Source organism: Streptomyces spongiicola, assembly GCF_003122365.1.
Taxonomy (GTDB): domain Bacteria; phylum Actinomycetota; class Actinomycetes; order Streptomycetales; family Streptomycetaceae; genus Streptomyces; species Streptomyces spongiicola.
The window spans coordinates 4,117,501-4,143,974 of the sequence record NZ_CP029254.1 but is presented as its reverse complement, the minus strand read 5'-3'; the positions used below and the strand labels follow the sequence as shown (position 1 = coordinate 4,143,974).

Genomic DNA, 26,474 nt, shown 5'->3' with positions numbered 1-26,474 from the left:
TCGGGCCCGGCGAACCCCCGGCGCCGGCCCCGGCGCTTCGCACCCTCCGCACCCGCGGCGGCCGCCGCGCCCCGCCCGACCTGTCGTCCATGTCCCTCGAACCGGGCGCCCGGCCGGAAGTCCGCCCCTCCCCGGAGGGCCCGACTCCGCCTCCGTGTGCCAGGCTTGGGCCGCGCCGCGGGCGCCACGAACAGAAGAGGGAGGGGATCGCGGGTGGCCGCGATGCAGCTGACACGCACGCACCGGATACTCATCGGCGTGGTGGTCGCCGGGGCGGTGGTCATCGCCGCGATCGGTTTCGCCGGGTCGTACGCCGCGGTGCGCGAACTCGCCGAGCAGAAGGGCTTCGGCCGGTTCTCCCTGGTCTTCCCCATCGGCATCGACGCGGGCATCTGCGTGCTGCTCGCGCTCGACCTCCTGCTGACCTGGATCCGCATCCCCTTCCCCCTGCTGCGCCAGACCGCCTGGCTGCTCACCGCGGCGACGATCGCCTTCAACGGCGCGGCCGCCTGGCCAGACCCGCTCGGCGTCGGCATGCACGCCGTGATCCCGGTGCTGTTCGTGGTGTCCGTCGAGGCCGCCCGGCACGCGGTCGGCCGGATCGCGGACATCACCGCGGACAAGCACATGGAGGGTGTCCGTCTCACCCGCTGGCTGCTCTCCCCGGTGCCGACGTTCCGGCTGTGGCGGCGGATGAAGCTGTGGGAGCTGCGCAGCTATGAGCAGGTCATCAAGCTGGAACAGGACCGGCTGATATACCAGGCCCGGTTGCAGGCCCGCTTCGGGCGGGCGTGGCGCCGCAAGGCCCCGATCGAGGCGCTGATGCCGCTGCGGCTGGCGAGGTACGGGGTGCCGCTGGCGGAGACCGCGCCCGCGGGGCTGGCCGCGGCCGGGATCGAGCCGATGCTGCTGCCGCCCGGCCCGGCCCGCGCCGAGGAGCTGTCCGCGGCGGCGGCCACCGCCGCCGAGCTGCCCGCGGCGCCGCCGCCCCGGCAGGAGTTGCCGCAGCCGCACCCGGACGAGCCGTTCGAACAGCCGCACCCGGACGAGCGGTTCGAGCGGCCGCAACAGGCGGTCGCCCATGCGAGCCCGTGGTTCTCCGCCCCCCAGCTGCCCAAGGAGGGGTACGCGGGCGCGTACGACCCGCACGGGGAGGGCCCGGGGCCCCGCACGGGCGGCCCGGTCGGCCCGGTCGGCCCCGGCGCCTTCCCCGGCCCCGGCCCGCGCAACGGACGGGAACCCGCCCCCGAGCAGGAGCACGGCCTCGGGGCCGGTCACGGTGACGAGACCGCGCACCGGACCGCCGAGGCTGAGCACACGGGCGAGCGGCCACCGGAGGGGTACACCACGGCTGCCCCGTACGATGCCGATCCGCGGTACGAAGCGGATCCGCGGTACGAGCCCGGGCCGAGGGGAACGGCGGCCCAGACGGCAGCCGCCGCCGAGGAACCCACCCTGGAGGACACGGAGTTCGCCGAACTGGCCTACCCGGTGTTCAAGGAGTACACCGACCAGCACGGCCGCCACCCCACCAGTGACCAGCTCGACATACATCTGAACGACATCCACGGGATCACCCACCCGCGGAGCGCCAGCCTGCTGCGGAAGCTCAAGGAGCAGTTCCAGAACCGCTACCAGGCGGACATGGAGGCCGAGCACATCGCCTGAGCCCGGCACGGCTCCCGCCCCGGCTCCCCGGCCGGACCACCACACCGGACCACCACACCGGACCACCGCACCGGGACACCGGACCGGGACACCGAGATCCGGAGCGGTCGGGTTCCGGCACTCGGGTCGGGGCCGGCACCGCGACGCGGCAGGGCTCTTGCCCGCGCGGCGATCCCACCTCCGGAACCCGTGCGCGGCGAGACCCCTGCCGCCTCCGTACGGCAGCGCCGGGAGCCCTCCGGACTCCCGACCGCTCAGACAGCCAGCAGCTTGCGCACCCGGTCCGCCCCGACCGCCAGAAGCAGTGTGGGCAGGCGCGGGCCGGTCTCCCGGCTCACCAGCAGCCGGTACAGCAGCGCGAAGAACGAACGCTGGGCGGCCTTCAGCTCGGGCGTCGGCCGGGCGTCCGGAGCCAGACCCGCCATCTCCTTCGGCACTCCGTAGACCAGGGTCGTCAGGCCGTCCAGCGACCAATGGCCGTCGAGCCCCTCCAGCAGCAGGCGCAGCGACTCGCGTGCCTCGTCGCCGAGCGAGCCGAGCAGTTCCGCGTCCGGCTCGGAACGCACGATCGTGCGGGCGTCGGCAGGAACCTGGGTGGTGATCCAGCTCTCCGCGCGGTCGAGCCTGGGCCGCGCCTCGTCGAGCGAGGAGAGCGGGTTCGCCGGGTCCAGCTCGCTGAGGATGCGCAGCGTCTGCTCGTCGTGGCCGGCGGTGATGTCGACGACGGACGCGAGCGTGCGGTACGGCAGCGGGCGCGGCGTGCGCGGCAGCTCACCGGCGGCGGTGCGGGCCGCGCGGGCGTACGCGGCGGCGTCGGCCGGGAGCGCGGCACCCTCCGCGACCCTGGACTCCAGCTTGTCCCACTCGTCGTAGAGGCGCTGGATCTCCTGGTCGAAAGCGATCTTGAAGGACTGATTGGGCTTGCGGCGGGCGTACAGCCAACGCAGCAGGGGGGCTTCCATGATCTTCAACGCGTCGGCCGGGGTCGGCACGCCACCGCGCGACGACGACATCTTGGCCATGCCGGAGATGCCCACGAAGGCGTACATCGGGCCGATCGGCTGGACTCCGTCGAAGACCTCGCGGACGATCTGGCCGCCCACGACGAACGACGACCCCGGGGACGAGTGGTCGACACCGCTCGGCTCGAAGACCACACCCTCGTAGGCCCAGCGCATCGGCCAGTCGACCTTCCAGACCAGCTTGCCCCGGTTGAACTCGCTCAGCCGGACCGTCTCCGAGAAACCGCACGCCGCGCACGAGTACGTCAGCTCGGTGGTCGCGTCGAGGTACTCCGTGACGGTTGTCAGGTCCTTCTCGCAGTTGCCGCAGTACGGCTTGTACGGGAAGTAGCCGGCCGAACCGCCGCTGCCGTCGTCCTCGGACGCCGCGCCGGAGCCCTCGGCGGCCTCCAGCTCGGCCTCGTCGACCGGCTTCTGCTGCTTCTTCGCCTGGGCCTTCGCCTTCGTCCGGTACTGGTCGAGGATGCCGTCGATCCGGGCGCGGTGCTTCACGGCGTGCAGGATCTGCTCGCGGTAGGCACCCGAGGTGTACTGCTCGGTCTGGCTGACCGGGTCGTGCTCGACACCCAGCTCGGCGAGCGACTCGACCATCGCGGCCTTGAAGTGCTCCGCCCAGTTCGGGTGCGGCGAACCGGCGGGCGCGGGCACCGACGTCAGCGGCTTGCCGATGTGCTCGGCCCAGGCGCCGTCCACCCCCTCCACGCCCGCGGGCACCTTGCGGTAGCGGTCGTAGTCGTCCCAGGAGATCAGATGGCGGACCTCGTGCCCGCGGCGGCGGATCTCGTCCGCGACCAGGTGCGGGGTCATGACCTCACGCAGATTGCCCAGGTGGATGGGCCCGGACGGGGACAGGCCAGACGCAACCACGACCGGTTTCCCGGGCGCACGCCGTTCCGACTCGGCGATGACATCGTCCGCGAAACGGGAGACCCAGTCGGTCTCGTTGCTGCTCTGAGCCACGATCGGCACGTCCTTGATTACTTGAGGTTGCTTGAGGTTGCTTGAGGTTGCCGGAGATTGCTTGAGGTTGCTTGAGGTTGTTTGAGGTCGCTTGAGTCTGTCGAAGCCGCGTCTGCCATTGTCCCAGACGGAACAGCGCACCCGCCGGTTGTCCACAGGCCCACGCCCGCCGCTCCGGTTCGTCCACAGGTACGGGTCCCGTGGAACAAACAGGTTGCTCCCCCGTGGGACACTTGACTACCGAATTGTCAGCGCCGACCGCACCGCTCGCCGACCGGCACCGACCCCACCACTCGGCACCCACCGGCACCCACCGGCACCGACCCACACCGACTTACGACGACCTACGACGACCCGCGACATCTCACGACGCCCGACTCACAGGAAACGGAAGCTCATGGCCCCGGTCCCTTCCCTCGCCTCGACCGTGCAGCAGCGCCTCGCGGACGCCCTCTCGGCAGCCCTGCCGGAAGCGGGCTCCGCCGACCCGCTGCTGCGACGCAGCGACCGGGCCGACTTCCAGGCCAACGGCATCCTGGCACTCGCCAAGAAGCTCGGGGGCAATCCGCGCGAGCTCGCGGCCCAGGTCGCCGCCTCCGTCCCGGCCGGTGGCGTACTGCGGGAGGTCGAGGTCTCGGGCCCCGGTTTCCTGAACATCACGGTCGCCGACCGGGCGATCACCGAGACGCTCTCCGCCCGGGCCGCCGACGACCGCCTCGGCGTGCCGCTCGCCGACGGCGCGGGCACGACGGTGATCGACTACGCGCAGCCCAACGTGGCCAAGGAGATGCACGTCGGCCACCTCCGCTCGGCCGTGATCGGCGACGCCATGGTGCGGATCCTCGAGTTCACCGGCGAGAAGGTGGTCCGTCGCCACCACATCGGCGACTGGGGCACCCAGTTCGGCATGCTCACCCAGTTCCTGATCGAGCACCCGCACGAGCTGGACCACGAGGACGAGGCCGCCGTCTCCGGCGAGGAGGCCATGTCCAACCTGGACCGGCTCTACAAGGCCTCCCGGGCCCTGTTCGACTCCGACCCGGAGTTCAAGGAGCGCGCCCGGCGGCGGGTGGTGGACCTGCAGTCGGGCGACGAGCGGACCCTCGCCCTCTGGCAGCGGTTCGTCGACGAGTCGAAGATCTACTTCTACTCGGTCTTCGACAAGCTCGACATGGAGATCCACGACTCCGACGTGGTGGGCGAGTCGGGCTACAACCACATGCTCGACGAGACCTGCCGCATCCTGGAGGAGTCCGGCGTCGCCGTGCGCTCCGAGGGCGCCCTGTGCGTGTTCTTCGACGACGTGAAGGGCCCGGACGGCAAGCCCGTCCCGCTGATCGTGCGGAAGTCCGACGGCGGCTACGGCTACGCGGCGACGGACCTCTCCGCCATCCGGGACCGGGTGCGGCACCTCGGCGCGGACAGTCTGATCTACGTCGTGGACGCCCGCCAGTCCCTGCACTTCAAGATGGTCTTCGAGACCGCCCGCCGGGCAGGCTGGCTGAACGACCGGGTCAAGGCCGTGCAGCTGGCCTTCGGCACCGTCCTCGGCAAGGACGGCAAGCCCTTCAAGACCCGTGAGGGCGAGACGGTGCGGCTGGTCGACCTGCTGGACGAGGCGATCGAGCGGGCCTCGACCGTCGTCCGGGAGAAGGCGCGGGACCTGTCGGAGGAGGAGATCGCCGAGCGGGGCGCCCAGGTCGGCATCGGCGCGGTGAAGTACGCGGACCTGTCCACGTCGGCCGGCCGGGACTACAAGTTCGACCTCGACCAGATGGTGTCCCTCAACGGCGACACCTCGGTGTACCTCCAGTACGCGTACGCCCGCATCCAGTCGATCCTGCGCAAGGCGGGGGACGCGAAGCCGCAGGCCCACGAGGAGATCGGCCTGACGCCGTCCGAGCGGGCGCTGGGTCTGCACGTCGACCGGTTCGGCGAGGCGGTCGCGGAGGCGGCATCCGGCTACGAACCGCACAAGCTGGCGGCGTACCTGTACCAGCTGGCGTCGCTCTACACGACGTTCTACTCGGAGTGCCCGGTGCTCAAGGCGGACACCCCGGCCCGGGTGGAGAACCGGCTCTTCCTCTGCGACCTGACCGCCCGGACGCTCCAGCAGGGCATGGCCCTGCTGGGCATCCGCACCCCCGCGCGCCTCTGATACACGGCGCCGGACCGGGACGGTCCGGCGCTCCGGCACGGGCGGCCCCGGCGACCGACCGCCGGGGCCGTCCCCCGTTCGCCGCGCGCCGGCTCGTCAGCGGTCGTTCGCCGCGCGCCGGCTCGTCAGCGGTTGATCGGGTGGGCCGGCCGTCCCGTCGTCTCCTCGATCTCGTCATGGGCCTTCTTGAGCAGGGTCTGCGCGATGTCCATGAGCGCCCGGGCGCCGGCGATCTCCTCGCCTACCCGCAGCTGGGCCGGGTCGGACGGATGGCGGCTGGCGTGCCCGTGGCCGCGCACTTCCGTGCCGTCGGCGAGCCGGAGCATCGCGGCCGCCCTGGTCTTGTCGCCCTCCTCGCGGAACTCCGTATCGACGTGCCAGCCGACGAGAGTCTGCATGACGGATCACCTCCACAGCGGTACCACTCCCAGGGTGCGCCGAGGGCAGGCTGATCACCACCCCGTCCCCGCCCGGCCGCCCCTCGGCGGACCACCGGAGGGCGGGCTGCCGAGCGTTGCCACGCCCCCTCGCCGCATGGGCTGCTGACACCACCGCGTTCGCCACCGGGTCCCCGGAGGCCCCACGGCACCGGACACCGCCGGCCTTCCCGCCGGCCTTCCCACCGGCCTTCCCGCAGACCTGCCCGCCAGGGCGCTATCGCCGAGCACCGCCGAGCTTCTGCGCGACCTCCGTCGCCCAGTACGTCAGGATCATCTGCGCGCCCGCGCGCCGGATCCCGGTCAGAGTCTCCAGGATCGCCTTGTCGCGCTCGATCCATCCCTTCTCCGCCGCGGCCTCGATCATCGCGTACTCGCCGCTGATCTGGTATGCCGCGACGGGCACGTCCGCCGACTCCGCGACCCTCGCCAGCACGTCGAGGCAGGGCCCGGCGGGCTTGACCATGACCATGTCCGCGCCCTCCTCCAGGTCGAGTGCCAGCTCGCGCAGGGACTCCCGGAGGTTCGCGGGGTCCTGCTGGTACGTCTTGCGGTCGCCCTCCAGCGAGGAGGCGACGGCCTCCCGGAACGGCCCGTAGAACGCGGACGAGTACTTGGCGGTGTACGCGAGGATCGACACGTCCTCCTTGCCGATGGTGTCGAGCGCGTCCCGGATCACCCGGACCTGACCGTCCATCATCCCGCTGGGGCCGACGACATGGACACCCGCGTCCGCCTGGACCCGCGCCATCTCGGCGTACCTCGCCAGCGTGGCGTCGTTGTCGACCCGGCCGCCCGCGTCGAGCACCCCGCAGTGGCCGTGGTCGGTGTACTCGTCCAGACAGAGGTCGGACATGACGACCAGCTCGTCGCCGACCTCCTCCTTCACGGCGCGGATGGCGACCTGCAGGATCCCGCCGGGGTCGGTCCCCGCGGTTCCCGCTGCGTCCTTCTTCGAGTCCTCCGGCACGCCGAAGAGCATGATCCCGGAGACCCCGGCCTCCCGGGCCTCGACCGCCGCCTTGCGCAGGGTGTCCAGCGAGTGCTGCACCACGCCGGGCATCGCCGCGATCGGGACCGGCTCGCTCACGCCCTCCCGCACGAAGGCGGGAAGGATCAGATCGGCGGGGTTCAGCCTGGTCTCGGCGACCATGCGCCGCATCGCGGAGGTGGTCCGCAGCCGTCGCGGCCGCGCCCCGGGGAAGGATCCGTACACAGTCATGCCCACCACGCTACGCCCGTGCGGGGACCGCTCTTGCCGACACGGTGTCCCCGGAGGAGACCGCGCGGCTCCCCCCACGCCACGGCCCGGAGCGGCCTCGCCACGGCCCGGAACAGGCCGCGGCAGGAACCGGAACGCGCGCGAAGGGGCCGCGGGGAGCAGCCCCGCGGCCCCTTCCGATTCCGATCACATCCCGGTGTCGCGCCGTGCGCCGCGGCCGTCCGCGGTCACGTCGTACGGCGTCAACCGTCGGCGGTCACGTCGTACGGCCTCAACCGTCCGCGGTCACGTCGTCCGCCGTCTGCGCGCTCCGGGACGCCGCTCGCTCGGCCGCGTCACCGGGTCGCCCGCCTCCAGCGCGGCCTCCCGGCGCCGCGCGCCGAACTCCGCGAGCGCCTCGGCCAGCCTGTGCACCGACGGCTCCGGCGACAGCACGTCGACCCGCAGCCCGTGCTCCTCCGCCGTCTTCGCGGTCGCGGGACCGATACAGGCGATCACCGTCACGTTGTGCGGCTTGCCGGCGATGCCGACCAGGTTCCGCACGGTGGACGACGAGGTGAAGAGCACGGCGTCGAAACCGCCGCCCTTGATCGCCTCCCGGGTCTCGGCCGGCGGCGGCGAGGCCCGCACGGTCCGGTAGGCGGTGACGTCGTCGACCTCCCAGCCCAGCTCGATCAGGCCCGCCACGAGGGTCTCGGTGGCGATGTCGGCCCGCGGCAGGAACACCCGGTCGATCGGATCGAACACCGGGTCGTACGGCGGCCAGTCCTCCAGCAGACCGGCCGCCGACTGCTCACCGCTCGGCACCAGATCGGGCTTGACGCCGAACTCGATCAGCGCCCGCGCCGTCTGCTCCCCCACCGCCGCCACCTTGATGCCGGCGAAGGCGCGGGCGTCCAGTCCGTACTCCTCGAACTTCTCCCGTACCGCCTTCACCGCGTTGACCGAGGTGAAGGCGATCCACTCGTAGCGGCCGGTGACCAGACCCTTGACCGCGCGCTCCATCTGCTGCGGGGTGCGCGGCGGCTCGACGGCGATCGTCGGGACCTCGTGCGGCACGGCGCCGTAGGACCTGAGCTGGTCGGAGAGCGAAGCGGCCTGCTCCTTGGTGCGCGGCACGAGCACCTTCCAGCCGAACAGCGGCTTGGACTCGAACCAGGCGAGCCGGTCGCGCTGCGCGGGGGCACTGCGCTCACCGACCACGGCTATGACCGGCCGGTGGCCTTCCGGCGACGGCAGCACCTTGCCCTGCTTGAAGACCTGGGCGATGGTGCCGAGGGTCGCCGTCCAGGTCCGCTGCCGCGTCGTCGTACCGGCCACCGTCACCGTCAGCGGGGTGTCGGGCTTGCGCCCCGCCGACACCAGGTCCCCGGCCGCGGACGCCACCGCGTCCAGCGTCGTGGACACCACGACGGTGCCGTCGGAGGCGCCGACCTCGGTCCAGCAGCGGGCGTCGGCCGTGCGGGCGTCGATGAACCGCACGTCCGTGCCGTGTGCGTCACGCAGCGGCACACCCGCGTACGCGGGCACCCCGACGGCGGTCGCCACACCCGGCACGACCTCGAAGGGGATGCCCTCGGCTGCGCAGGCGAGCATCTCGGCGCCCGAGTCGCCGTCGAGCCCGGGGTCCCCGCTCACGGCACGGACCACCCGCTTGCCGCCCCGCACGGCCTCCATGACAAGATTGGCCGCGTCCCTCAACACCGGGACGGCGGCGGTTGTTGAGGCATCGTCAACAACGGTCAGCTCGGGCGTGCTCACTCCGGCGCGCGCGTGGCCGCGAACGACGTCGAGGACTTCCGGCTCGGCGATCAACACGTCCGCACCCGCCAGCGCCTCGACGGCGCGCAGCGTCAGCAGGCCCGGATCACCGGGACCGGCGCCGAGGAAGGTGACCTGGCCATGTACGGGACCAGCAGGGACGTTCGAGGTGGTGGGGCTCAAAGTGCGCGCTCCCCCATAAGACCGGCCGCGCCCTTGGCGAGCATCTCCGAGGCGAGTTCGCGCCCGAGTGCCACGGCTTCGTCGTGCGACGAGGGCACGGGACCGGTGATGGACAGCTGCACCAGCGTGGAACCGTCGGTGGTGCCGACGACGCCCCGCAGGCGCATCTCATGAACAGCCCGCTCGCCGGCGGGCAGGTCGGCCAGTGCGCCCACGGGCGCACTGCAACCGGCCTCCAGGGCGGCGAGCAGGGACCGCTCGGCGGTCACGGCGGCCCGGGTGTACGGGTCGTCGAGTTCCGCGAGCGTGGCGGCGAGGGCGGCGTCGGCCGCCGGGCACTCCACCGCCAGGGCCCCCTGGCCGGGGGCGGGCAGGACGGCGTCGACCGGCAGGAAACCGGTCACCTCGCCGATCCGGCCGATGCGGTTCAGGCCGGCCGCGGCGAGAACCACCGCGTCCAGTTCCCCGTCCCGCACGAAACCGATGCGGGTGTCGACGTTCCCCCGGATCGGCACGGTCTCGATCCGCAGCCCGTGGGCGCGGGCGTACGCGTTGAGCTGGGCCATCCTGCGCGGCGAGCCGGTGCCCACCCGGGCGCCCCGCGGCAGCCGGTCCAGGGTCAGCCCGTCGCGGGCGACCAGCGCGTCACGCGGGTCCTCCCGCCGCGGGATCGCTGCCAGGACGAGGTCGTCCGGCTGTGTGGTCGGCAGGTCCTTCAGGGAGTGCACCGCGAAGTCGACCTCGCCGGCGAGCAGCGCGTCGCGCAGTGCCGTGACGAACACACCGGTACCGCCGATCTGCGCCAGGTGCTCGCGCGAGGTGTCGCCGTAGGTGGTGATCTCCACGAGCTCGACGGAGCGGCCGGTCAGCCGCCGCACGGCCTCCGCCACGTGCCCGGACTGGGCCATGGCGAGCTTGCTGCGCCTGGTTCCGAGCCGCAGGGGCCGCTCGGTCCCCGATGCCCTCTCGGTCATACTCGCCCTCGGTTCTTGATGTCGGCGTCGGTGACGTCGGCCCGGCTGACGGAGGCGACCGTCTCCGGGTCGAGGTCGAAGAGTGTGCGCAGCGCGTCCGCGTACCCGGCGCCCCCGGGCTCGGCCGCGAGCTGCTTGATCCGCACGGTGGGCGCGTGCAGGAGCTTGTCCACGACCCGGCGCACCGTCTGGGCGACCTCCGCGCGCTGCCGCTCGTCCAGGCCCGGCAGCCGGCCCTCGAGCCTGGCGATCTCGCCGGCCACGACGTCGGCGGCCATGGCGCGCAGGGCGACCACGGTCGGCGTGATGTGCGCGGCGCGCTGGGCGGCCCCGAAGGCGGCGACCTCGGCGGCCACGATGGCGCGCACCCGGTCGACGTCGGCGGCCATCGGCACGTCCGCGGACGCCCCGGCGAGCGACTCGATGTCGACGAGCCGCACCCCGGCGAGCCGGTGGACCGCGGCGTCGATGTCCCTGGGCATGGCGAGGTCGAGCAGCGCCAGCGGCTCCTCGCGGGCCGCGAGGGCGGTCTCGACGGCCTCGGCCCCGAGCACCAGCCCGGTCGCGCCGGTGCAGGAGACCACGACGTCGGTACGCGTCAGTTCGCCGGCGACGGCGGCCATGTCGACGACCCGGGCGCGCACGCCCGTCCCGCCGGGTTCGGTGAGGATCCGCACCAGCCGTTCGGCGCGCTCGCGGGTGCGGTTCGCGACGACGACCTCGGCGACCCCGGCGCGGGCCAGGGTGGCCGCGGCGAGCGAGGACATCGAGCCCGCGCCGATGACGAGCGCGCTCCTGCCCTCGGCCCACTCCCCGGTTGGCGTGCCCTCGGCCAATTGCTCCAGGCCGAAGGTGACGAGCGACTGCCCGGCACGGTCGATACCCGTCTCGCTGTGGGCGCGCTTGCCGACCCTCAGGGACTGCTGGAAGAGGTCGTTCAGCAACCGTCCGGCGCTGTGCAGTTCCTGGCCGAGCGCGAGCGAGTCCTTGATCTGGCCGAGGATCTGGCCCTCGCCGACGACCATCGAGTCCAGCCCGCAGGCCACCGAGAACAGATGGTGGACGGCCCGGTCCTCGTAGTGCACGTACAGATAGGGAGTGAGTTCCTCCAGCCCGACCCCGCTGTGCTGGGACAGGAGAGTCGACAGTTCGGCGACTCCCGCGTGGAACTTGTCCACGTCGGCGTAGAGCTCGATCCGGTTGCAGGTGGCGAGTACGGCCGCCTCCGCCGTGGGTTCGACGGCGAGGGCGTCCTGGAGCAGCTTGCCCTGGGCCTCCGCGGAGAGCGAGGCCCGCTCCAGGACGCTGACCGGGGCGCTGCGGTGGCTGAGGCCGACGACGAGGAGGCTCATGCCGGCATCACGGCGGGCACGTCCCCGTCGGGTCCCTTCCGGCCGTCGGCCGCGGTGGTGGCGCCTGCCGGGGCGACGGGCGGCACGGTCGTCTCGCCCTCGGCCTCCTCACCGGCCTTGCGCTGCTCGTGGAAGGCGAGGATCTGCAACTCGATCGAGAGGTCGACCTTGCGCACGTCGACGCCGTCCGGCACCGAGAGCACGGTGGGCGCGAAGTTGAGGATGGAGGTCACCCCTGCCGCGACGAGCCGGTCGCACACCTGCTGGGCGGCGCCCGCGGGAGTCGCGATGACCCCGATGGACACGCCGTTGTCAGAGATGATCTTTTCCAGCTCGTCGGTGTGCTGGACGGGGATGCCCGCGACCGGCTTCCCGGCCATCGCCGGGTCGGCGTCGATCAGCGCGGCGACACGGAAGCCGCGGGAGGCGAACCCGCCGTAGTTGGCGAGAGCCGCACCGAGGTTGCCGATGCCGACGATCACGACCGGCCAGTCCTGGGTGAGGCCGAGTTCGCGGGAGATCTGGTAGACGAGGTACTCGACGTCGTATCCGACACCGCGGGTCCCGTAGGAGCCGAGGTACGAGAAGTCCTTGCGCAGCTTCGCGGAGTTGACCCCCGCGGCGGCCGCGAGCTCCTCGGAGGAGACCGTCGGCACGGAGCGCTCCGACAGCGCGGTCAGCGCGCGCAGATACAGCGGAAGCCGGGCGACGGTGGCCTCGGGGATTCCTCGGCTGCGAGTCGCCGGTCGGTGGGTTCGGCCAGTTGCCACGGTGCTCCTGCGGGATGAGCGAGGCAGGCGGCCATGCGTCCCAGGACCGCCCCGTCGAAAGCAGGCTATGTCTTTGTGAACACGTGCACAAAGATGGTGTCCGCTTTGTCCGTGCAAAGTGACCGGGGTCACGCAATCCGAACGAGCCATTCCGGAACCCGGGACGATCGGCTCTCGCCAAGAACCCAAAGGGGGCAAAGCGGTCACACTCCTCACGGCCACGCCCCCGAGACCCCAGCAAAACGCCCACGATGGTAGCCGTCTTTCGGTCACGCCCCCAGTTCGCGGCGGAGCCGGGCGGCGTCCACCCGCCAGAACGTGTGCTGCTCCCCGTCCACCAGCACCACGGGGATCTGCTCCCAGTAGGCCCGGTACAGCTCCTCGTCCCGGGAGATGTCCTTCTCCTCGAAGGACGCCCCGGTCTCGGCGCACACCCGCTCGACCACGGACCGCGCATCGTCGCAGAGATGGCACCCGGGCTTTCCGATCAGGGTCACCACGCGGTCACCGGCCTTCTTCTCGCTACGCGGCAGCAGAGGGGTCATGCCCCCTATTGTCCGCCCGCGCGGGACCCGCCCGGACGGCCCCTTCGGCGATCAGGCCGCCGAGAGTTCACGCACCCGGCATACCGGTGAGTCGGGAACCGGCGAGCGGACTGGCTATGCTCACGACATGGCCGCACTGGGATGGCTCACTCCCCGTAGGCGCTCCTCGACCGCCCGGAGCGTTCTCGCCGGCGAGGCCGCAGCCGAGGCAGCACGCAAGACGTCACAGCAGTTCGAGACGGACGCCCGGGCCCGGACCGGCGCGGACACCGCACCGGCCGAGCCCGTCTTCCCCGTGGCCGGGGACGTCGGCGCCGCCGCCTTCTTCGACCTGGACAACACCGTCATGCAGGGCGCCGCGATCTTCCACTTCGGCCGCGGCCTGTACAAGCGCAAGTTCTTCCAGCGCCGGGAGCTGGCGAGGTTCGCCTGGCAGCAGACGTGGTTCCGGATCGCGGGCGTCGAGGACCCCGAGCACATGCAGGACGTGCGCGAGTCGGCGCTGTCCATCGTCAAGGGCCACCGGGTCTCCGAGCTGATGTCGATCGGCGAGGAGATCTACGACGAGTACATGGCGGACCGCATCTGGCCCGGCACCCGCGCCCTCGCCCAGGCCCATCTCGACGCGGGCCAGAAGGTGTGGCTGGTCACCGCCGCGCCGGTGGAGACGGCCACGATCATCGCCCGCCGGCTCGGGCTGACCGGCGCGCTCGGCACGGTCGCCGAGTCCGTCGACGGCGTCTACACCGGCAAGCTCGTGGGCGAGCCGCTGCACGGCCCGGCCAAGGCCGAGGCGGTACGGGCCCTCGCGAGCGCGGAGGAACTGGACCTGTCGCGCTGCGCGGCCTACAGCGACTCGCACAACGACATCCCGATGCTCTCCCTGGTGGGACACCCGTACGCCATCAACCCGGACACCAAACTACGCAAGCACGCCCGGGAACGGGACTGGCGGCTGCGCGACTACCGCACGGGCCGCAAGGCGGCGAAGGTCGGCATCCCGGCCGCCGCCGGGGTCGGCGCCCTCGCGGGCGGTACGGCGGCGGCCGTGGCCCTGCACCGGCGCCGCCGCTGACGGCACGCCACGGGCACCGGGCGGCACCGCCCGCGCGTGTCCGAAGGGGCCCCGCGCCCGGGCCCGGCCGCCCCGGCACGCACACGCCGAGCCGCCGGCCGGACCCGCCGCAGGTGGACCCGGCCGCCACACCGCACGGCCGGCATCGCCTCGGAGCCCGGCCGGTCCCGGTGCCGGCCTCCGGCCCGGCGGCGGGAGCACACCCGCGGGCGCCTCGCCCTGCGACGGGGCCCGGCGAGCGCCGTACGGCATCGCGGATCGGGCATCGCGGATCGGGCACCCCGCCCATCGGGCGAAGGGCATCCGCGTCCGGCATTCCGGCACCGGGTATTGCGGCGCCGGGTATTGCGGCGCCGGGTATTCAGGTACCGAGTATTCAGGTACCGGGCATTCCGGGGGCCCTACCCGCCACGCGGCCCGCCGGTCGCAGCGCACCCAGACGAACACAACCCATCACGCCTCCCGGCAGTTGGCGAAGAAGTCTGATCAACAAGCGATCACAAACTGCGACCGAACATGCACTGTTGCCGTAACAGAAGCGACGGATTCGATGATTTGAGCAACTGGGTGTAGCACTGCCTGTACGAAGCGTTATTCTCCTCAGACGCACATGGACCCCCACGCGTCGCCACGACGAGTGACAGGTCCCGCACAGCACGTGATGGAAGCTCTGCCTCTGGGAGTCCCGTGTACCCACACGTCGGGGTTGACGCCTCGGGCCTGGCTACGCTCCGCGCGGTGGTCCTCGCCCACATGCGCGGCTTCGTCCCCACCGCGTACGCCGTCCCCGCCTTCGCCGCGAGCCCGGCCGTCCTCGGTCATGCCGGTCCCTGCTACGCCCTGGCCGACCGCATCGAGAAGGCACCGGCCCGCAGCGGCGTGGCCGGCGGACGGCCGGGCGACCGGGAGGCGGGCAGACGAGGCGGCCGGCACGCAGCCACCTCGACCACCACCCGCCGGCCGAGTGCCGACAGCGACAGCGCTCGGATGATGGAACTGGTCGAACGCGCGCAGGACGGCGAGGCCGAGGCCTTCGGCCGGCTCTACGACCAGTACAGCGACACGGTCTACCGCTACATCTACTACCGCGTCGGCGGCAAGGCCACCGCGGAGGACCTCACCAGCGAGACCTTCCTCCGGGCGCTGCGCCGCATCTCGACGTTCACCTGGCAGGGCCGCGACTTCGGCGCCTGGCTGGTCACGATCGCCCGGAACCTGGTCGCCGACCACTTCAAGTCGAGCCGGTTCCGGCTGGAAGTGACCACCGGCGAGATGCTCGACGCCAACGAGGTGGAGCGCAGCCCCGAGGATTCGGTACTCGAGTCGCTCTCGAACGCCGCGCTGCTCGAGGCGGTCCGCAAGCTCAACCCGCAGCAGCAGGAGTGCGTCACCCTCCGCTTCCTCCAGGGCCTCTCGGTCGCCGAGACCGCCCGCGTGATGGGGAAGAACGAGGGCGCGATCAAAACCCTTCAGTACCGGGCCGTGCGCACCCTGGCACGGCTGCTGCCCGACGACGCCCGCTGACACCCACTGAACATCGTCCGCCCCGCTCCCTGTCCCGCTCCCCGCCCCTCCCGTTCCTCCCGTCCACGCCGTCAAAGCCCCACCCGCACCACTCCGCCCCCACGCGCCCGTCCCCTGCCCATCCACCCCCAACTCACCATCCGTGAGCACTCGATGACGCACTGGTCCGATCATCCTTCGCGCGTAACCCAACTGCCGAGCCGCTCGTTGTGCGCAATGCAGGCTCCCTGCGGTCACATCGTGCGCGCAGCCACTCACTCCTTCGTGTGGATGTGCTCAAGGCGTGCAACCTTACGGACCCCCCGGGGAGTCGACCGTCATGACGAGAGGAGGTGCCGCCAGTGATCGCGAACGTTTCGGCGCACCGGCGGGCGAACGCCTTCGCCCAGGCCCTGGAGACTCAGGCGCTCCGGGGCGCGGCGGCCGAGCTGCCCGAGAGTTCGGCCCAGCGGGCCGAGCAGGGACAGCTGCTGGCACTGGCGAACGGCCTCGGCGAGCTGCCGAAGCCGGAGTTGGATCCCGATGTCAAGGTGGTGCAGCGGGCCCGGCTCGTGGCTGCCATGGAAGCCATGCTCGCGGAGGGCTCCGCGGCCCGCGGTCCCACCGTTCCGGAGCAGCGGAGTTCCCGCCGCGGCGCCCATCGGTCCTCCCCACTGCGGAAACTCCGTCCGCGCTCCCGGTGGTCCAAGGGCCTCGCGGCCGGCGGACTCACCGTGGGAGTCGCCGCGGGCGCCTTCGGCGGCGTGGCGGCCGCCAGCTCCGACGCCCTCCCCGGTGACTCCCTCTACGGGCTGAAGCGAGGCATGGAGGACCTGAAGCTCGGCATGGCCGACGACGACGCGGACCGCGGCGGGCTCTACCTCGACCAGGCGTCCACCCGGCTGAACGAGGCACGCCGCCTCATGGAGCGCGGCCGCGCGGGCGAGCTGGACACCGAGTCGATGAAGGAGATCAGGCACACGCTCAGCGGCATGCGGCACGACGCCTCCGAGGGCCACCGGCTGCTGCACCAGGCGTACGAGCGGGACGGCTCGCTCGCCCCCATCGCCACCCTGTCCTCCTTCTCGAACAGCCACCGCGACGTGTGGAACGGGCTGCGGGACAGGCTGCCCGCACAGCTCACGGACGTCCGCGACCAGGTCAGCTCGGTCTTCGACGCCATAGACCAGGAGGTCGGCCCGCTGCGGTCGCTGCTACCGCCTCCTCCCGAGACGGAGCGGCTCGGGTCGAGCAAGCCCGGATCACCCCCGCGGGACTCCCCGAGCTCCTCGGAGACACATCCCTCCGCGCCCTCCTCGCCGTCCGCCGCCGGACCGGAAGGGGACAACCGGCCCCAGCCGTCCGGATCGGGCACCGTGGACGAGGAGCAGCTCATCGGGGGCAACACGGGCGGACTGCTCAACCCACCGCAGAACAGCGCCTCCCCGTCACCGTCCGCCAAGCCCCCGGACCCGGCCGCGCCCGTGCCCGACGTGACGATCCCGCCGCTTCTGCCGGGGCTCCTGCCGGGCCTGGGCCTCGACGGCGAGGACACGCCGTAGCCCGCGGCAGGCTGGGCCGGTGAGAGTCGCAAGGGCGGGGCCGGATACGCTTCCACGCGTATCCGGCCCCGCCCTCCGGTGCGGGACCGTTCGCGGTCACCGCCGAGCAGAGTCAGCGGAAAGCGATCAGAAGAAGACCGACCGCCGCTGCACCAGCAGTTTGTAGAGCGTGTGCTGGATCTGTTCCCGCACCTGGTCGGTGAGGTTGAACATCAGCATCGGATCCTCGGCCGCCTCCGGCGGATAGCCGTCCGTCGGAATCGGCTCCCCGAACTGAATGGTCCACTTCGTCGGCAGCGGTACCGCTCCCAGCGGCCCGAGCCAGGGGAACGTAGGCGTGATCGGGAAGTACGGGAATCCCAGCAGCCGCGCAAGCGTCTTCGCGTTGCCGATCATCGGGTAGATCTCCTCGGCCCCGACGATCGAGCACGGCACGATCGGCACACCCGCCCGCAGAGCCGTCGAGACGAAACCGCCCCGTCCGAAGCGCTGGAGCCTGTAGCGGTCGCTGAACGGCTTCCCGACACCCTTGAAGCCCTCCGGCATCACCCCGACGACCTCACCCCGCCGCAGCAGCCGTTCCGCGTCCTCCGTGCACGCCAGCGTGTGCCCGGCCTTGCGCGCCAGTTCGTTTATCACCGGCAGCACGAAGACCAGGTCCGCGGCGAGCAGCCGCAGATGCCGGCCGGCCGGGTGGTTGTCGTGGACGGCCACCTGCATCATCAGGCCGTCCAGGGGCAGCGTCCCGGAGTGGTTGGCGACGACCAGCGCCCCGCCCTCGGCGGGGATGTTGCCGATGCCCTTCACCTCGACCCGGAAGTAGTTGGCGTACAACGGCCGCAGCAGCGACATCAGCACCTGGTCGGTGAGTTCCCTGTCGTAGCCGAACTCGTCGACGTCGTAGTCACCGGTGAGCCGGCGGCGCAGAAACGCCAGCCCACCGGCGATGCGCCGGTCCCAGCCGGTGGCCGTACGGCCCGGTCCCGGGCCGCGCGGCGGCTCCCCGTCCGCGCCCGCGCCCCCGCGGGCCGCTGCCTGCTTCTGCACCGCCCGGTCCCCGCCCAGCTGTCCCGGCACGGAGCCGACCGTGATCTCACGCGCCGACTCGGCCGCGGATCTCCGCCGGCCCGAACCGGCGCGGCGCCGCACCGAGCGCTGCGGCGCACCGTTGCGCGACCGGTCGTCGTCGAACGGAATGACCTTGGCGTCCGCCATCGTTGCTCGCGCTCCTTATCCGGCGCTCGGTGGGGTGGCACCGCCGTCCGACGACAGCGCGGCGACCTTGTCGACCGCCCTCGCCAGGGTCTCCGGCGGCAGCAGGCCCGGCCCGCGGCTCCGCGCGAAGTCCCAGAAGGTCTCCGCGGTCGTGTAGGCGGGGTCGAAGCCCAGTGTCTCGCGCATCTGCACGGTGCTGACCACCCGGCCGTGCGTGAGGAGCCGGATCTGCTCCGGGGAGAAGTCGGTGACACCGACCGTGCGCAGGGCCGAACCGACCCAGGTCACCGCGGGCAGCAGCACCGGCACCGTGGGCCGGCCGAGTCTGCGCGAGCACTGCGACAGCAGCAGCACTCCGTCGCCCGCGATGTTGAACGTGCCGCTGTTCAGCGTGCCGCGGCGGGGCTCGTGGCAGGCGATCCGCAGCACATCGACGACGTCGTCCTCGTGGACGAACTGCAGCCGGGGGTCATAGCCCAGCACGGTCGGCATGACGGGCAGCGAGAAGTAGTCCGCGAGGGGGGAGTCGGCGCCCGGCCCGAGGATGTTGGCGAACCGCAGCACGCACACAGCCACATCCGGCCTGCGGCGCGCGAAGCCCCGCACATAGCCCTCGACCTCCACGGCGTCCTTGGCGAAGCCGCCGCTCGGCAGTGACTTGGGGGGCGTGGTCTCGGTGAAGACGGCCGGGTCCCGCGAGGCGGAGCCGTAGACGCTCGTACTGGACTTGACCACCAGCCTCCGGACGGTCGGCGACTTCTGGCAGGCACCGAGCAGTTGCATGGTGCCGATGACGTTGGTCTCCTTGACGGCGGTACGCCCCCCCGACCCGAGTGGGGTGCCCGTGACGTCCAGGTGCACCACGGTGTCCACGTCGTGCTCGGCCAGTACCCGCGCTATGGCCGGCTGCCGGATGTCGGCCCGTACGAAGTCGGCTCCGCCGAGGCCATGCCCGGGGTTCACCGCGTCGACGCCCACCACCCGTTCCACTCCGGGATCGCGCTGGATACGGCGTACGAAGCGGCCCCCGAGCTGCCGGGCCACACCGGTGACAAGCACGACCCTGCCCAAGATCAGCGCCTTCCGTTCGGTCCTGGCTATCCGTCACCGTAGCGGGTTGACGTTGCGCCGTGTTGACCGCAGGGCCTGCTACCCGGCTCTTTGGTCCCAACGCACGACACCACCGGCCGGAAAAGCACCGTGGCCCCATCCACCTCGCGGGTGAAAGGGGCCACGGCGTTCGCGACAGCTGTCGCTTACTTCTTGTTGCGACGCTGGACACGCGTGCGCTTGAGCAGCTTGCGGTGCTTCTTCTTGGCCATCCGCTTGCGCCGCTTCTTGATAACAGAGCCCACGACTACCCTCGCTCACTTCTCTTCACTCGGTGCGGGGCGTCTGGGCCCACACGACCTACGTCGGCCCAGCCTACCGGCCCGAGCTCCGAGCTTGTAATCCGAGGGGCATCTCAGGCCGACTCGACCCCCACGAAGGATTCCCGGAGGTACTCGTGAACCGCTTGCTCCGGAACCCGGAAGGACCTGCCCACCCGGATCGCCGGCAGATGACCGCTGTGCACCAAGCGGTACACGGTCATCTTCGACACGCGCATCACCGAGGCGACTTCCGCCACGGTCAGGAACTTGACCTCGTTGAGAGGCCTTTCGCCAGCAGCCATGACCCACCTGTACCTTCCGCACACGACGCCCACCGGCTTCCCCTCCGGTGACTCTTCGTCGCGGTGCGCTCACTCCCCAGAGTAGGGGCGGGTGGTGCGAGTGGGGAAGAGGAGCAGCCATCGGTCGTTTACCGTGACAGACACGCTCGATTGAGTACATAGCGAGTAAGCGGCCGGTAGTAGGCGGACCGCACGGCGTCATCCAGCGGGACGGCGACGGACACGCGCCCCTCGGCCTCCCCGACGAACAGCGCCGGATCGTCCGTGTCCGCCAGGCCGATGACCTCAAAACCGAGCTGACCTGCACCGCAGACCCAGCCGTGGTCCCCGACCACCAGCTCGGGCAGGGGGGTGCCGGACTCCGCCGCACCCTCCAGCGCGGCCCGCACCGGGAGGGGTGAATGGGTGTGCACGCCGGCCCCGCGGCCCGCGGCCCGCACTCCGGGCGATCGCACCATCGCGACTCCCCGTACGTAGTCGATGGTGTACGTGCGTACGCCGAACCGGGTCGTTATGTCGACACATCGGCCCTGCGCGGGTGTGAGAACAAGACAGCCCGCCGCCGACAGGGCGTCTGCCAACGCGGCGTAGAAACCGAGCAGGCGGTGCGGATGCCCGGTCCCGAAGAGCACGGTCCCGCGGCGTTCGGCGACCGCCGCCAGCCGTCCGGCGAACGCGTCGAGCCCGTTCAGCGTGCGCTCCGGGTCGATGACGTCCTGACCGGAAACGTGCTCCGGGTCCCCGGAGACCCCGCATCTGTCCGCCATCAGCGCGATCAGGTCCCGCTCGCCCCAGGCCCGCCGGGGAGCGAGCCCGAGCGTGACCCTCGGGTCCCGTGCCGCGAACAGCCGGTAGCTCCGCAGGCTGTCCTGCCGGGACGTAGCCACCGGGCCGGCGAGTCCCGCCGTCAACAGATGCGCCCGCAGCGCCCCTCTGCTCAACAACACAGCGACGATGCTGCCGCAGCGCCCGGTGCGGCGCCCCGGGAACACCGGCGAATCCCCACCGTCGGCGTAACGGCCGCGGACCGCCCCGGACATGGCGGGCGCCCTCCCGTCAGCGGGCGGGCCGCGGCACGGCTACGGCTACGGCTACGGCTACGGCTACGGCTACGGCTACGGCTACGGCTACGGCTACGGCTACGGGAGCATGCCACGCAGCGGGAAGAGCGCGCGTCGCGTCGCGAGGACGGCCTGGTCCAGCCGGTCCGCCGGGTCGTAGCCGTCCTCCCAGGACCGCCATGCCGGTGTGCGCCCGTCCGTCATCCGTCCCGGCCCCAACTGCCGTGTCCGCGCGTACACCTCGTCCCGCCAGGAGGACGGGATCACCGACTCCGGGTCTACCGGCGCATGGGCGGCGATCCCGACGAGGTGGGTCCAGGACCTCGGCACCACGTCGACGACGGCGTAACCACCCCCGCCGAGTGCCAGCCATCGCCCGTCCTCGACGCACTCGTGCACAAGCGAGTGGCAGGCCTCCTGCGCCAGCCGCTGGGCGTCCAGGGACACGGCCAGGTGCGCCAACGGGTCCTCGAAGTGCGTGTCGGCTCCGTGCTGCGACACCAGGACCTGCGGGCGGAAGTCCCTCAGCAGCTCCGGCACGACGGCGTGGAACGCGCGCAGCCAGCCCTCGTCCCCGGTCCCCGCGGGCAGCGCCACGTTCACCGCGGAGCCCTCGCCCTCCCCAGGGCCCCCCGTCTCCTCCGGCCACCCCGTGCCCGGGAAGAGCGTGCCGGGGTGCTCGTGCAGGGAGATCGTCAGCACTCTCGGGTCGTCCCAGAACGCCGCCTGCACACCGTCCCCGTGATGCACGTCGACGTCCAGGTAGGCGACCCGCTCGGCGCCCAGCTCCAGCAGCCGCGCAACGGCCAGCGAGGCGTCGTTGTAGATGCAGAAGCCCGAGGCCGAACCGGGCATCGCGTGGTGCAGCCCGCCCGCGAAGTTCACCGCGTGGGGTGCCTCGCCCCGCCACACCGCCTCGGCCGCTCCCACGGACTGGCCCGCGATCACGGCCGACACCTCGTGCATGCCCGCGAAGGCCGGGTCGTCCGGGGTGCCCAGACCGTACGACCGGTCCGCCGCCCGAGGATCCTCCGACGCGGCGCGCACCGCCGCCACATAGTCCTCGCGGTGGACCAGCCGCAGGGTCGACTCGCCCGCGGGCCTGCCCGCGACCACGTCCACGGCGCGGTCCAGCCCGTAGGCCCGCACCAACCCCATGGTCAGCGCGAGCCGCACGGGATCCATCGGATGACCGGGGCCGAAGTCGTACCCCGTCACCGCTTCGTCCCACATCAACAGTGCGCGGCCGCTCATGGCCGACACCGTACCGGTCGGGCTCCGGCTCGAACGACCTCGCGTACCGCCACGTCACAGGCACCAGCACCGTCGGGACGGGCATCGCTCCCGTTGGTTCCACGCCTCCCCTCACCTGCCGATGGGCAGGTCGATCAGGCGAGCAGATCGGCCAGATCGGACATGTCGTCGAAGAGTCCGCTGGCTCCGGCGAGGGTCGCGGCCGGTGTCATCGCGGTGAACCCGTACACGTCCATTCCCGCCGCACGGGCGGCGGCGACGCCGAGAGGACTGTCCTCGATCACAGCGCAGCGCGCAGGGGCGGCGTCCATCCGATCTGCGGCGTACAGGAACAGGTCCGGCGCCGGCTTGCCGCGGCCCACGTCCTGGGCGCTGAAGACGTTCTCCGCGTGGAACCATGCGCCGAGTCCGGTCTTCCGGTGCCCGACCCGGATGCGCTCATGGCTCCCGGAGGACGCGACGCAGTACGGCACCCCGTCCGCCGTGAGCTTCCCCAGGATGTCGAGGACCCCTGCGACGGGTGTCAGCTCACGCTCGAACGCGGCGAACACACGGGCGTGGAATGTCTCGTCGAATTCGTCGGGGAGCCGCTTCCCCGTACGTTCCAGGACGAGGTCGTGCACCCGGTGCACTGCGGCGCCCATGTAGTCGCGCACGGATTCCGCGTAGGTGGTGGGATGCCCCAACTCGGTGAGGTACGCGGCAAGGATGGTGTTGGACAGGGGCTCGCTGTCCACGAGGACACCGTCGTTGTCGAAGATCACGAGGTCGTAGCGCATGTCCTCGATCCTAGGAAACGAGGACAGGACCGGGCGACGGTGAACGCGGAAAAGCCCCGGGCCGTAAGGCCCGGGGCTTCCCCTCAACAATCGTTCGGCAGTGTCCTACTCTCCCACAGGGTCCCCCCTGCAGTACCATCGGCGCTGAAAGGCTTAGCTTCCGGGTTCGAAATGTAACCGGGCGTTTCCCTAACGCTATGACCACCGAAACTCTATGAAAACATCGAACCAGCCGACCAGCACCCCACCACCGGCGGTATACGGTCTCGGCATGTTCGTTACTTCAGAACTAACACAGTGGACGCGAGCAACTGAGGACAAGCCCTCGGCCTATTAGTACCGGTCAACTCCACCAGTCACCTGGCTTCCATATCCGGCCTATCAACCCAGTCGTCTACTGGGAGCCTTACCCCATCAAGTGGGTGGGAGCCCTCATCTCGAAGCAGGCTTCCCGCTTAGATGCTTTCAGCGGTTATCCCTCCCGAACGTAGCCAACCAGCCATGCCCTTGGCAGGACAACTGGCACACCAGAGGTTCGTCCGTCCCGGTCCTCTCGTACTAGGGACAGCCCTTCTCAAGACTCCTACGCGCACAGCGGATAGGGACCGAACTGTCTCACGACGTTCTAAACCCAGCTCGCGTACCGCTTTAATGGGCGAACAGCCCAACCCTTGGGACCGACTCCAGCCCCAGGATGCGACGAGCCGACATCGAGGTGCCAAACCATCCCGTCGATATGGACTCTTGGGGAAGATCAGCCTGTTATCCCCGGGGTACCTTTTATCCGTTGAGCGACGGCGCTTCCACAAGCCACCGCCGGATCACTAGTCCCGACTTTCGTCCCTGCTCGACCCGTCGGTCTCACAGTCAAGCTCCCTTGTGCACTTACACTCAACACCTGATTACCAACCAGGCTGAGGGAACCTTTGGGCGCCTCCGTTACCCTTTAGGAGGCAACCGCCCCAGTTAAACTACCCATCAGACACTGTCCCTGATCCGGATCACGGACCCAGGTTAGACATCCAGCACGACCAGAGTGGTATTTCAACGACGACTCCACCTGAACTGGCGTCCAAGCATCACAGTCTCCCACCTATCCTACACAAGCCGAACCGAACACCAATATCAAACTGTAGTAAAGGTCCCGGGGTCTTTCCGTCCTGCTGCGCGAAACGAGCATCTTTACTCGTAGTGCAATTTCACCGGGCCTATGGTTGAGACAGTCGAGAAGTCGTTACGCCATTCGTGCAGGTCGGAACTTACCCGACAAGGAATTTCGCTACCTTAGGATGGTTATAGTTACCACCGCCGTTTACTGGCGCTTAAGTTCTCAGCTTCGCCCCACCGAAATGGAGCTAACCGGTCCCCTTAACGTTCCAGCACCGGGCAGGCGTCAGTCCGTATACATCGCCTTACGGCTTCGCACGGACCTGTGTTTTTAGTAAACAGTCGCTTCTCGCTGGTCTCTGCGGCCACCCCCAGCTCACCGAGTAAATCGGATCACCAGGCGTGGCCCCCCTTCTCCCGAAGTTACGGGGGCATTTTGCCGAGTTCCTTAACCATAGTTCACCCGAACGCCTCGGTATTCTCTACCTGACCACCTGAGTCGGTTTAGGGTACGGGCCGCCATGAAACTCGCTAGAGGCTTTTCTCGACAGCATAGGATCATCCACTTCACCACAATCGGCTCGGCATCAGGTCTCACCCACATGAGAGACGGATTTACCTATCTCTCGGGCTACACCCTTACCCCGGGACAACCACCGCCCGGGCTGGACTACCTTCCTGCGTCACCCCATCGCTTACCTACTACCACCTCGGGTCAGCGGCTCCACCACTCCGACCTCGTCCGAAGACTCAGCCGACGGCTTCACGGCCTTAGCATAAATGGGCTCGATACTGGGCGTTTCAAAGCGGGTACCGGAATATCAACCGGTTGTCCATCGACTACGCCTGTCGGCCTCGCCTTAGGTCCCGACTTACCCTGGGCAGATCAGCTTGACCCAGGAACCCTTAGTCAATCGGCGCACACGTTTCCCACGTGTGTATCGCTACTCATGCCTGCATTCTCACTCGTGAACCGTCCACAACTCGCTTCCACGGCTGCTTCACCCGGCACACGACGCTCCCCTACCCATCACGATCCCCGTTGGGGGCACATATCGCAATGACACGACTTCGGCGGTACGCTTGAGCCCCGCTACATTGTCGGCGCGGAATCACTTGACCAGTGAGCTATTACGCACTCTTTCAAGGATGGCTGCTTCTAAGCCAACCTCCTGGTTGTCTCTGCGACTCCACATCCTTTCCCACTTAGCGTACGCTTAGGGGCCTTAGTCGATGCTCTGGGCTGTTTCCCTCTCGACCATGGAGCTTATCCCCCACAGTCTCACTGCCGCGCTCTCACTTACCGGCATTCGGAGTTTGGCTAAGGTCAGTAACCCGGTAGGGCCCATCGCCTATCCAGTGCTCTACCTCCGGCAAGAAACACACGACGCTGCACCTAAATGCATTTCGGGGAGAACCAGCTATCACGGAGTTTGATTGGCCTTTCACCCCTAACCACAGGTCATCCCCCAGGTTTTCAACCCTGGTGGGTTCGGTCCTCCACGAAGTCTTACCTCCGCTTCAACCTGCCCATGGCTAGATCACTCCGCTTCGGGTCTAGAGCGTGCAACTCAAACGCCCTCTTCGGACTCGCTTTCGCTACGGCTCCCCCACACGGGTTAACCTCGCTACACACCGCTAACTCGCAGGCTCATTCTTCAAAAGGCACGCAGTCACGAGACGTGCAAAACACGTCCGACGCTCCCACGGCTTGTAGGCACACGGTTTCAGGTACTATTTCACTCCGCTCCCGCGGTACTTTTCACCATTCCCTCACGGTACTATCCGCTATCGGTCACCAGGGAATATTTAGGCTTAGCGGGTGGTCCCGCCAGATTCACACGGGATTTCTCGGGCCCCGTGCTACTTGGGAATAACTCAAACGAGCCGCTAATGTTTCAGCTACGGGGGTCTTACCCTCTACGCCGGGCCTTTCGCATGCCCTTCGCCTACATCAACGGTTTCTCACTCGCCTCATCGCCGGCAGACAATGAAAAAGCAATCCCACAACCCCGCATGCGCAACCCCTGCCGGGTATCACACACATACGGTTTAGCCTCATCCGGTTTCGCTCGCCACTACTCCCGGAATCACGGTTGTTTTCTCTTCCTGAGGGTACTGAGATGTTTCACTTCCCCTCGTTCCCTCCACACTGCCTATGTGTTCAGCAGCGGGTGACAGCCCATGACGA

The 26,474-nt window shown here is 70.0% G+C and carries 20 protein-coding genes, 2 rRNA genes and 1 pseudogene (1 of these 23 running past the window's edge); 5 read left to right on the top strand and 18 right to left on the bottom strand.

Annotated features, from left to right (window positions below):
- Positions 1–213 precede the first annotated feature (213 nt).
- Positions 214–1,668 (top strand): DUF2637 domain-containing protein, encoded by a 1,455-nt coding sequence (locus DDQ41_RS18270; protein WP_109295445.1) that lies wholly within the window; start codon positions 214–216, stop codon positions 1,666–1,668.
- A 254-nt stretch (positions 1,669–1,922) separates the two neighbouring features.
- Here DDQ41_RS18270 and lysS read toward each other — a convergent pair whose 3' ends face one another.
- Positions 1,923–3,659 (bottom strand): lysine--tRNA ligase, encoded by a 1,737-nt coding sequence (gene lysS, locus DDQ41_RS18265; RefSeq protein ID WP_109295444.1) that lies wholly within the window; start codon positions 3,657–3,659, stop codon positions 1,923–1,925.
- Between the two features lie 388 nt (positions 3,660–4,047).
- On the opposite strand from lysS, the gene argS reads away from it, so the two are divergent.
- Positions 4,048–5,808, top strand: a complete 1,761-nt coding sequence (argS, locus tag DDQ41_RS18260) for an arginine--tRNA ligase (RefSeq protein ID WP_109295443.1) — start codon at positions 4,048–4,050, stop codon at positions 5,806–5,808.
- Between the two features lie 125 nt (positions 5,809–5,933).
- On the opposite strand, the gene DDQ41_RS18255 is transcribed toward argS, so the two are convergent.
- The 7 genes from DDQ41_RS18255 to DDQ41_RS18225 all read right to left on the bottom strand — a co-directional run bounded on the left by DDQ41_RS18255 (position 5,934) and on the right by DDQ41_RS18225 (position 13,052).
- Positions 5,934–6,206, bottom strand: coding sequence for a DUF1876 domain-containing protein (locus DDQ41_RS18255; protein WP_109295442.1), 273 nt, complete (start codon positions 6,204–6,206; stop codon positions 5,934–5,936).
- Between the two features lie 256 nt (positions 6,207–6,462).
- Positions 6,463–7,467 (bottom strand): porphobilinogen synthase, encoded by a 1,005-nt coding sequence (gene hemB, locus DDQ41_RS18250; protein ID WP_109295441.1) that lies wholly within the window; start codon positions 7,465–7,467, stop codon positions 6,463–6,465.
- Positions 7,468–7,752: 285 nt separating this feature from the next.
- The gene (locus DDQ41_RS18245) at positions 7,753–9,411 is read right to left on the bottom strand and encodes a bifunctional uroporphyrinogen-III C-methyltransferase/uroporphyrinogen-III synthase (protein ID WP_109295440.1); all 1,659 of its coding nucleotides are present in this window, start codon (positions 9,409–9,411) and stop codon (positions 7,753–7,755) included.
- On the bottom strand, positions 9,408–10,385 hold the full coding sequence (gene hemC, locus DDQ41_RS18240; RefSeq protein ID WP_109295439.1) for a hydroxymethylbilane synthase: 978 nt from the start codon (positions 10,383–10,385) through the stop codon (positions 9,408–9,410). The genes DDQ41_RS18245 and hemC overlap by 4 nt, the downstream gene beginning before the upstream one ends.
- Positions 10,382–11,737: a glutamyl-tRNA reductase gene (locus DDQ41_RS18235; protein ID WP_109295438.1), complete on the bottom strand. Its 1,356-nt coding sequence runs from the start codon at positions 11,735–11,737 to the stop codon at positions 10,382–10,384. Before DDQ41_RS18235 ends, hemC begins: the two co-directional genes overlap by 4 nt.
- Entirely contained in the window at positions 11,734–12,507 is a 774-nt protein-coding gene (locus DDQ41_RS18230) for a redox-sensing transcriptional repressor Rex (RefSeq protein WP_109295437.1), read from the bottom strand. Before DDQ41_RS18230 ends, DDQ41_RS18235 begins: the two co-directional genes overlap by 4 nt.
- A 269-nt stretch (positions 12,508–12,776) precedes the next feature.
- On the bottom strand, positions 12,777–13,052 hold the full coding sequence (locus DDQ41_RS18225; protein WP_109295436.1) for a glutaredoxin family protein: 276 nt from the start codon (positions 13,050–13,052) through the stop codon (positions 12,777–12,779).
- Between the two features lie 127 nt (positions 13,053–13,179).
- Here DDQ41_RS18225 and DDQ41_RS18220 point away from each other — a divergent pair, with 127 nt between their 5' ends.
- From DDQ41_RS18220 to DDQ41_RS18210, 3 genes are all read left to right on the top strand, one after another.
- Complete coding sequence (locus tag DDQ41_RS18220; RefSeq protein WP_109295435.1) at positions 13,180–14,127, top strand: HAD family hydrolase; 948 nt, start codon at positions 13,180–13,182, stop codon at positions 14,125–14,127.
- Positions 14,128–14,814: 687 nt separating this feature from the next.
- Positions 14,815–15,651, top strand: a complete 837-nt coding sequence (locus DDQ41_RS18215; protein WP_109295434.1) for an ECF subfamily RNA polymerase sigma factor, BldN family — start codon at positions 14,815–14,817, stop codon at positions 15,649–15,651.
- A gap of 341 nt (positions 15,652–15,992) precedes the next feature.
- Positions 15,993–17,192, top strand: coding sequence for a DUF5667 domain-containing protein (locus tag DDQ41_RS18210; protein WP_109295433.1), 1,200 nt, complete (start codon positions 15,993–15,995; stop codon positions 17,190–17,192).
- Between the two features lie 126 nt (positions 17,193–17,318).
- On the opposite strand, the gene DDQ41_RS18205 is transcribed toward DDQ41_RS18210, so the two are convergent.
- The 10 genes and pseudogenes from DDQ41_RS18205 to DDQ41_RS18155 form a co-directional block, all read right to left on the bottom strand.
- Positions 17,319–18,407, bottom strand: a complete 1,089-nt coding sequence (locus DDQ41_RS18205) for a lysophospholipid acyltransferase family protein (RefSeq protein ID WP_109295432.1) — start codon at positions 18,405–18,407, stop codon at positions 17,319–17,321.
- Positions 18,408–18,422: 15 nt separating this feature from the next.
- Positions 18,423–19,478, bottom strand: coding sequence for an NAD-dependent epimerase/dehydratase family protein (locus DDQ41_RS18200; RefSeq protein ID WP_109295431.1), 1,056 nt, complete (start codon positions 19,476–19,478; stop codon positions 18,423–18,425).
- Between the two features lie 185 nt (positions 19,479–19,663).
- Positions 19,664–19,762, bottom strand: coding sequence for a 30S ribosomal protein bS22 (locus DDQ41_RS18195; RefSeq protein ID WP_003948845.1), 99 nt, complete (start codon positions 19,760–19,762; stop codon positions 19,664–19,666).
- A gap of 110 nt (positions 19,763–19,872) precedes the next feature.
- Positions 19,873–20,082 (bottom strand): helix-turn-helix domain-containing protein, encoded by a 210-nt coding sequence (locus tag DDQ41_RS18190; protein WP_158687078.1) that lies wholly within the window; start codon positions 20,080–20,082, stop codon positions 19,873–19,875.
- Between the two features lie 128 nt (positions 20,083–20,210).
- Positions 20,211–21,026, bottom strand: a complete 816-nt coding sequence (locus DDQ41_RS18185) for a phosphatase (protein ID WP_109297809.1) — start codon at positions 21,024–21,026, stop codon at positions 20,211–20,213.
- A 195-nt stretch (positions 21,027–21,221) separates the two neighbouring features.
- Entirely contained in the window at positions 21,222–22,397 is a 1,176-nt protein-coding gene (locus tag DDQ41_RS18175; RefSeq protein WP_109295428.1) for an acetoin utilization protein AcuC, read from the bottom strand.
- Positions 22,351–22,488, bottom strand: a pseudogene (locus tag DDQ41_RS33245) (MFS transporter); the annotation flags it as partial. The pseudogene DDQ41_RS33245 and the gene DDQ41_RS18175, both read right to left, overlap by 47 nt.
- Before the next feature lie 43 nt (positions 22,489–22,531).
- Positions 22,532–23,176, bottom strand: coding sequence for an HAD family hydrolase (locus DDQ41_RS18165; RefSeq protein ID WP_109295427.1), 645 nt, complete (start codon positions 23,174–23,176; stop codon positions 22,532–22,534).
- Between the two features lie 92 nt (positions 23,177–23,268).
- Positions 23,269–23,385, bottom strand: a 5S ribosomal RNA gene (gene rrf, locus DDQ41_RS18160).
- Between the two features lie 104 nt (positions 23,386–23,489).
- Positions 23,490–26,474, bottom strand: a 23S ribosomal RNA gene (locus tag DDQ41_RS18155) (it continues 135 nt past the right edge of the window).